This is a genomic window from Leclercia sp. M50, from assembly GCF_037150775.1.
Lineage (GTDB): Bacteria > Pseudomonadota > Gammaproteobacteria > Enterobacterales > Enterobacteriaceae > Enterobacter.
Genome location: NZ_JBBCPK010000006.1, coordinates 85,414 through 93,088 on the forward strand (window position 1 = coordinate 85,414; position 7,675 = coordinate 93,088).

General features: G+C 57.3%; 5 protein-coding genes. 1 reads left to right on the forward strand and 4 read right to left on the reverse strand.

Going from position 1 to position 7,675, the window contains the following annotated elements; translation table 11 throughout:
* Positions 1 to 11 precede the first annotated feature (11 nt).
* Positions 12 to 2,366 carry an LPS assembly protein LptD gene (gene lptD, locus WFM46_RS02755; protein ID WP_336997027.1) on the reverse strand — a complete coding sequence of 785 codons (2,355 nt, stop codon included), beginning with the start codon at positions 2,364 to 2,366 and terminating at the stop codon, positions 12 to 14.
* Positions 2,367 to 2,606: 240 nt separating this feature from the next.
* Here lptD and djlA point away from each other — a divergent pair, with 240 nt between their 5' ends.
* Positions 2,607 to 3,425 carry a co-chaperone DjlA gene (gene djlA / locus WFM46_RS02760; protein ID WP_103178240.1) on the forward strand — a complete coding sequence of 273 codons (819 nt, stop codon included), beginning with the start codon at positions 2,607 to 2,609 and terminating at the stop codon, positions 3,423 to 3,425.
* A 42-nt stretch (positions 3,426 to 3,467) separates the two neighbouring features.
* Here the strand turns inward: djlA and rluA are convergent, their stop codons facing one another.
* The 3 genes from rluA to WFM46_RS02775 form a co-directional block, all read right to left on the reverse strand.
* Entirely contained in the window at positions 3,468 to 4,127 is a 660-nt protein-coding gene (gene rluA, locus WFM46_RS02765; protein WP_180209034.1) for a bifunctional tRNA pseudouridine(32) synthase/23S rRNA pseudouridine(746) synthase RluA, read from the reverse strand.
* A gap of 12 nt (positions 4,128 to 4,139) precedes the next feature.
* Positions 4,140 to 7,046, reverse strand: a complete 2,907-nt coding sequence (rapA, locus tag WFM46_RS02770; RefSeq protein WP_103178242.1) for an RNA polymerase-associated protein RapA — start codon at positions 7,044 to 7,046, stop codon at positions 4,140 to 4,142.
* A gap of 129 nt (positions 7,047 to 7,175) precedes the next feature.
* Positions 7,176 to 7,675 (reverse strand): DNA polymerase domain-containing protein (locus WFM46_RS02775; RefSeq protein WP_336997028.1); only part of this gene is annotated, 500 nt, incomplete at its 5' end.

The window sequence follows — 7,675 nt, forward strand, 5'->3', positions numbered from 1 at the left end:
AATCAAGTACATCACAATGAACTACGGTACGGCAGAATCGGTGAGCGCAGCATCTGCTGAGTACCCAGACCATAGTTGGAACTCAGGCCACGGAGTTCGATGTTAAAGCCGATGATGTTATCGTATTCGCTCTGACCTTTGTCATAGTCCCAGCCATTCAGCTTACGTTCGTATCCGACGCGAATCGCGTAGCAGCAGGAGTTGTACTGCACGCCCAGCATCTGATCTGCAGACTTATTCTGGTTGGTATCGAAGTAGTAGGCTCCCACCACCGACCAGCGATCGGCAATTGGCCAGCTAGCCGTACCACCCACCTGCGAAATGCCCTCTTTCGTTTGTTCGGAGGTAGCAAAGTTAGGTAACGTCGCCTGGATATATTCCGGGCTGGCGTAACGATAGCTAAGCTGCACCATTCGGTCTGCATCACGACGGTACTCGATTGTACCGCTACCCGTGGCAACATTGTTCAGCCGCGTGTCATATTGCACGCCGCTGCGCAGACCCCAACGATCGGTTATGCGCCAGTAAGTATCACCGGCCCATACCAGCGATCCTTTTTTGTCGTCCTTCTCCCACTGGATGTTGTCATCACCGGTACGTGCTTCGGTGAAGTAGTAGATTTGACCCACAGAAGCATTAAAACGTTCAACTGCAGCATCATCATAAATACGCGTTGTGACCCCGGTAGTCACCTGGTTGGCCGACGCTATACGGTCCAGGCCGCCATAGGTACGGTCACGGAACAGGCCGCTGTAATCCGACTGCAGGAATGAAGAGTCATAGTTCTGGATATTGCTCTGGTCGCGGTACGGCACATAGAGATACTGGGCGCGTGGCTCCAGCGTCTGGGTATACCCCTCGCTCCAGTCCATATTGCGCTCGAAGATGAGTTTGCCGTCCACTTTAAACTGCGGCAGCACGCGGTTAACGGAATCTTCCAGACGCGTGCCATGATTGGCATTGTACGTTTCCAGATTATCCTGCTGATAGTGGGTCGCCATCAGCTTCACTTCGGTATCGAGGCTGGCCCAGTCGTTTGAAACAGGCAGGTTAATCGTTGGCTCAAGGTGCAAACGCGTTGCTTCAGGCATGTCGGAGTCAGTATTGACGAAATGCACCGCCTGGGCGTAGACCCGGGTGTCAAAAGGACCCACATTATTCTGGTACCAGTTAACATCAAGCTGTGGCTCTGCAGCATAGGTGCTCTGCGTTTGGTCGCTAAAGACCTGGAACTGTTTGGTGGAAACGGTCGCGTCAAAATTCTGTACTACATAGCCCGCGCTGAATTTCTGCGTGGCGTAGCCATCGGTACTTGAGCCGTATTTAGAGGTAAAGTCGTTAAAATAGCTCGAGTCGCTGACTTTGGTGTAGTCGACGTTAAAACGCCACACCTGATCCATTACGCCCGAGTGCTGCCAGTAGTACAACCAGCGATGGCGATTATCCCCGGAGGTGTTTCTTGGATCATCCTCATACACTTTATCCGATGGCAGATAGTCCAGCTCCATCAGACCCGAACCCGCATGCGTCAGATAGCGGAACTCGTTCTCCCACATGATGTTGCCGCGCTTGTGGATATAGTGCGGCGTGATCGTCGCGTCCATGTTGGGCGCGATATTCCAGTAGTACGGCAGGTAGAACTCAAAGTAGTTTGAGGTGCTGTACTTGGCGTTCGGGATCAGGAAGCCGGAGCGACGTTTGTCACCCACGGGCAGTTGCAGATACGGGCTATAGAAGACCGGTACCGGGCCGAGCTTAAAGCGGGCGTTCCAGATCTCCGCAACCTGCTCTTCGCGGTCGTGGATCACTTCGCTACCTACCACGCTCCAGGTATCCGAGCCTGGCAGACAGGAGGTAAAGGTCCCGTTTTCCAGAATGGTGTAGCGGTTTTCACCGCGCTGTTTCATCAGGTCCGCTTTACCGCGACCCTGGCGGCCAACCATCTGGTAATCACCTTCCCAGACGTTAGTGTCTTTGGTATTCAGGTTCGACCAGGCTTTCGGACCTTTCAGGATGACCTGATTATCGTCATAGTGCACATTACCCAGCGCATCTACCGTGCGTACCGGTTCGGCTGCGCCTTCTGGTTGTTTCTGGTGCAACTGCACTTCATCGGCCTGCAAGCGGCTGTTGCCCTGGTTAATATCCACATTCCCGCTAAACAGGGCGTCGTCAGGATAATTCCCTTTTGCGTTGTCAGCGGTGATGGTAACCGGTAGCGTGTTCGTATCACCCTGTACCAGCGGGCGATCATAGCTGGGGATACCCAGCATACATTGCGAGGCGAGATCGGCTGCCAGACCCTGTTGACTGTACAGAGCCGTAGCTATCATCGTGGCCAGAAGGGTGGGGATACGTTTTTTCATACGTTTTATTTATTGTTCCGTCATCAGTGGCTTATCGCTGGCAAACGGTCAGAGACTATCTTACTCATCATCACAGTGCCAGCGTTAATCCTGCCCGTAAACGAGCCATGGTGATAGGCTCGTTATTGAATGACGAGTATGATAATGCAAATTATAGGCGATGTCCTTCACTTGACCGTGGCCAGGCCACCGGAATGATGGCGTTGCGCTGGATCAAATCGATCACCATTTGGGGAGTATATGCAGTATTGGGGAAAAATTATCGGCGTAGCGTTCGCTTTACTGATGGGCGCGGGCTTCTGGGGTATCGTTCTGGGGCTGCTTATCGGCCATATGTTTGATAAAGCGCGCAGTCGCAAGATGGCCTGGTTCGCTAACCAGCGTGAACGCCAGGCGCTTTTTTTTGCGACAACCTTCGAGGTAATGGGCCATCTGACCAAATCGAAAGGGCGTGTCACCGAGGCCGACATCCATGTCGCCAGCCAGTTTATGGATCGCATGAACCTGCACGGTGACTCCCGGGCGGCCGCGCAAAACGCATTTCGTATCGGTAAGGCGGATAACTATCCCCTGCGCGAAAAAATGCGTCAGTTCCGCAGCATCTGCTTCGGGCGCTTCGACTTAATTCGGATGTTTCTGGAGATTCAGATCCAGGCGGCGTTTGCCGATGGGTCGCTCCACCCGAACGAACGTGAAGTGCTGTATGTTATCGCCGAAGAGTTGGGCATTTCCCGCACCCAGTTCGATCAGTTCCTGCGCATGATGCAGGGCGGCGCACAGTTTGGCGGCGGCTATCAGCAACAGCAGGCGGGCGGTGGCGGCTGGCAGCAGGCGCAGCGTGGTCCTACCCTGGAAGATGCCTGTAATGTGCTGGGCGTGAAGCCAACCGATGAACCGACAACCATCAAGCGGGCCTACCGTAAGCTGATGAGCGAGCATCACCCGGATAAGCTGGTGGCCAAAGGTTTACCGCCAGAGATGATGGAGATGGCGAAGCAAAAAGCGCAGGAAATTCAGAAAGCCTACGAGCTTATCAAAGAGCAGAAGGGCTTTAAGTAAGGAAGCGGTTGGCCCGGCGGCAAGGTGCTGCCGGGCAACGGATCAAAAGTCTGCCGGTGCCTTAAAGGTCATCGGCGTACCGTATTCCGGGTGGGTGATGGTGAGCATTTCCGCATGCAGTTGCAGACGCGGCGCCATCGCCCGGGCTTCCGGCGTGGCATAAAAGCGATCCCCCAGAATCGGGTGACCCAGCGCCAGCATATGCACACGCAGCTGGTGCGAGCGGCCGGTAATCGGTTTTAGCAGCACGCGGGCGCTGTTGTCCGCCGCGTACTCCAGCACTTCATACTCGGTTTGCGCCGCCTTGCCGGTCTCGTAGCAGACCTTCTGCTTCGGGCGGTTAGGCCAGTCGCAGATCAGCGGCAGATCAACCAGCCCTTCCGCCGGTTGTGGATGACCCCAGACGCGCGCCAGGTACTGCTTCTTCGGCTCACGCTCTCGAAACTGACGTTTCAGCTCGCGCTCTGCCGCCTTGGTCAGCGCCACTACAATCACTCCGCTGGTGGCCATGTCCAGACGGTGGACGGACTCCGCCTGCGGATAATCGCGCTGAACGCGCGTCATCACGCTGTCTTTGTGCTCATCCAGCCTGCCCGGCACGGACAACAGGCCGCTTGGCTTGTTGACCACCATAATATGCTCATCCTGATAGAGAATGACCAGCCACGGATCCTGCGGCGGATTGTAGGGTTCCATCAACATGTTTCGCTCCGCTTACTGATGCGTCACAACGATAAGGCGCAGCGCATCCAGACGCCATCCCGCCTGGTTCAGGCTCTCAAGCACCTGCTGACGATTGGTTTCAATCGCCGCCAGTTCATCGTCACGAATATTCGGGTTCACCGCACGCAGGGCCTCGAGACGAGAGAGCTCCGCCGACAGTTTTTCATCCGCCTCGCTGCGCGCCGCGTCAATCAGGGCGCGCGCTGCTTTCTCAACCTGAGACTCACCCTGCTGGAGGATGGCGTAGACATCCTGCTGCACCGCATTCACCAGCTTGCTGCCGGTATGGCGATTCACCGCGCTCAGCTGGCGGTTAAAGCTCTCAAACTCGACCTGCGCCGCCAGATTGGTACCGTTTTTATCCAGCAGCAGACGTACCGGCGTGGCAGGCAGGAAACGGTTGAGCTGCAGCTGTTTCGGCGCCTGGGCCTCCACCACGTAGATCAGCTCCAGCAGCAGGGTACCCACCGGCAGCGCCTTGTTCTTCAGCAGCGAAATGGTGCTGCTGCCGGTGTCGCCGGAGAGGATCAGATCCAGACCGTTGCGGATCAGTGGGTGTTCCCAGGTGATGAACTGCGCATCCTCGCGGGACAGCGCCACATCACGCTCGAAGGTGATGGTGCAGCCATCTTCCGGCAGGCCCGGGAAGTCCGGCACCAGCATGTGATCGGACGGGGTCAGCACGATCAAGTTCTCGCCGCGATCGTCCTGGTTGATACCGACGATATCAAACAGGTTCATGGCGAAGCTGATCAGGCTGGTATCGTCATCCTGCTCTTCAATGCTCTCTGCCAGCCGCTGGGCTTTCTCGCCGCCGTTGGAGTGGATCTCCAGCAGGCGGTCGCGGCCCTGCTCCAGCTGCGCTTTCAGGGCGTCATGCTGTTCACGGCAGGTTTTGATCAGCTCGTCAAAGCCGTCGGTGTTTTCCGGCGCCGCCAGATAGCCCGTCAGCTCGTTGTGCACGCTATCGTAAATGGTACGACCGGTCGGGCAGGTATGTTCAAACGCATCCAGCCCTTCGTGGAACCAGCGCACCAGCACCGACTGGGCGGTTTTTTCCAGATACGGAACGTGGATCTGAATGTCGTGCGCCTGACCGATACGGTCCAGACGACCGATACGCTGCTCCAGCAGATCCGGGTTGAACGGCAGATCGAACATCACCAGACGGCTGGCGAACTGGAAGTTACGCCCCTCGGAGCCGATTTCGGAGCAGAGCAGCACCTGGGCGCCGCTGTCCTCTTCGGAGAACCACGCCGCCGCGCGGTCGCGCTCGATAATGGACATGCCTTCATGGAACACCGCCGCGCGAATACCTTCCCGCTCGCGCAGAACCTGCTCAAGCTGAAGCGCGGTGGTGGCTTTGGCGCAGATGACCAGCACTTTCTGGGAACGGTTGGCGGTCAGATAACCCATCAGCCATTCAACGCGCGGGTCGAAGTTCCACCAGGTGCCGGTATCGCCTTCAAACTCCTGATAAATCTGTTCCGGATAGAGCATGTCCCGGGCGCGCTCTTCCGCTGTTTTACGCGCGCCCATGATGCCGGAAACTTTGATCGCCGTCTGATACTGGGTGGGCAGCGGCAGGCGAACGGTATGCAGCTCGCGTTTCGGGAAGCCTTTCACCCCGTTACGGGTATTACGGAACAGCACGCGGCTGGTGCCGTGCCTGTCCATCAGCATGGAGACCAGCTCCTGGCGTGCGGCGTCGGCGCCTTCACGATCGCTGTTGGCCGCCTGGAGTAACGGCTCGATATCCTGCTCGCCAATCAGATCGCTCAGGGTGTTGAGCTCGTCGTTGGAGAGGTGCTTGCCCGCCAGCAGCAGGGCAACGGCATCCGCCACCGGGCGATAATTTTTCTGCTCTTCGACAAAGAGGTCAAAGTCATGGAAACGGTTTGGATCCAGCAGGCGCAGACGCGCGAAGTGGCTCTCCAGACCCAGCTGTTCCGGCGTAGCGGTGAGCAGCAGTACGCCAGGTACGCGCTCGGCCAGCTGTTCAATCGCCATATATTCACGGCTCGGCGCGTCGACATTCCACACCAGATGGTGCGCTTCATCGACCACCATGATGTCCCACTCGGCATCACAGAGGTGCTCAAGACGCTGCTTGCTGCGGCGGACGAAGTCCAGGGAGCAGATCACCAGCTGTTCGGTTTCGAACGGGTTATCGGCGTCGTGCTGGGCTTCGGCGTAGCGCTCGTCGTCAAACAGGGAGAAACGCAGGTTGAAGCGACGCAGCATCTCCACCAGCCACTGGTGCTGCAGGGTTTCTGGCACCACAATCAGCACGCGCTCGGCCGCGCCGGAGAGCAGTTGCTGGTGCAGGATCATGCCCGCTTCGATGGTTTTACCTAAACCGACTTCATCCGCCAGCAGGACGCGCGGCGCATGGCGGCGGCCAACGTCATGGGCGATGTTGAGCTGATGGGGGATCAGGCTGGTGCGCTGGCCACGCAGACCGCTCCACGGCATGCGGTACTGCTCGCTCTGGAACTTGCGCGCACGGTAGCGCAGCGAGAAGCGATCCATACGGTCGATCTGACCGGCGAACAGGCGATCCTGAGGTTTGCTGAAGACCAGTTTGCTGTCGAGCAGCACTTCGCGCAGCATGACGCCCGTCTCTTCGGTATCCAGTCGGGTTCCGATATAGGCGAGCAGTCCATTCTCTTCTTTTACGTCTTCAATCTTCAGCTGCCAGCCTTCATGGCTGGTAACGGTGTCGCCCGGGTTGAACATCACGCGGGTGACAGGGGAATCATTGCGAGCATACAGACGGTTTTCACCGGTGGCGGGGAAAAGGAGAGTCACCATACGCGCATCCAGCGCCACTACAGTTCCTAACCCAAGTTCGCTTTCTGTGTCGCTGATCCAGCGTTGACCAAGTGTAAAAGGCATATTTGTTCGGCTCTAATCTTTAATTGCAGGCAATAGTTCAACCACCGTTCAGGAATGACGGTCGTCGAATAATGGGTCCGGGAATGGAAAGGGCGCTATGGTACTGGATGGCAGCGATTTCGTCACCTGTCAAAATAGCCCCAACTGACCTGTCATCAGTGTAGCAAAGTCGTCGTCCATGAACGGTAAAATTCCCTCTGCGACGGGCTGTAGCTGGCGCGTGAGGTAGTGCTCATAGTCAAGGGGCGAACGCTGATAATCCACCGGCTCCGGGCCGCTGGTGGTCCAGACATACTTGATGGTGCCTCGGTTCTGGTACTGCGGCGCGCGCCCAAGACGGACGTTCTCTTCATCGGCAAGCCGGGCGGCACGAACGTGGGGCGGCACGTTGCGCTGATACTCCGCCAGCGGGCGACGCAGGCGCTTGCGGTAGACCAGCTGGTCATCCAGTTCGCCCGCCATCAGGCTGGCGATGGTCTCGCGCACAAACTCCTGGTAGGGCTCGCGCCGAAAAATTTTCAGATAAAGCTCCTGCTGGAAACGCTGCGCCAGCGGGGTCCAGTCGGTACGGACGGTTTCCAGCCCTTTAAATACCATCCGCTGCTTTTCCCCCTCCTCGATAAGCCCGG

Excerpts from the sequence above, each read along its gene's own strand:
- lptD (WP_336997027.1), bottom strand. The coding sequence starts at position 2,366 with ATGAAAAAACGTATCCCCACCCTTCTGGCCACGATGATAGCTACGGCT.
- djlA (WP_103178240.1), top strand. The coding sequence starts at position 2,607 with ATGCAGTATTGGGGAAAAATTATCGGCGTAGCGTTCGCTTTACTGATG.
- rapA (WP_103178242.1), bottom strand. The coding sequence starts at position 7,046 with ATGCCTTTTACACTTGGTCAACGCTGGATCAGCGACACAGAAAGCGAA.
- rluA (WP_180209034.1), bottom strand. The coding sequence starts at position 4,127 with ATGTTGATGGAACCCTACAATCCGCCGCAGGATCCGTGGCTGGTCATT.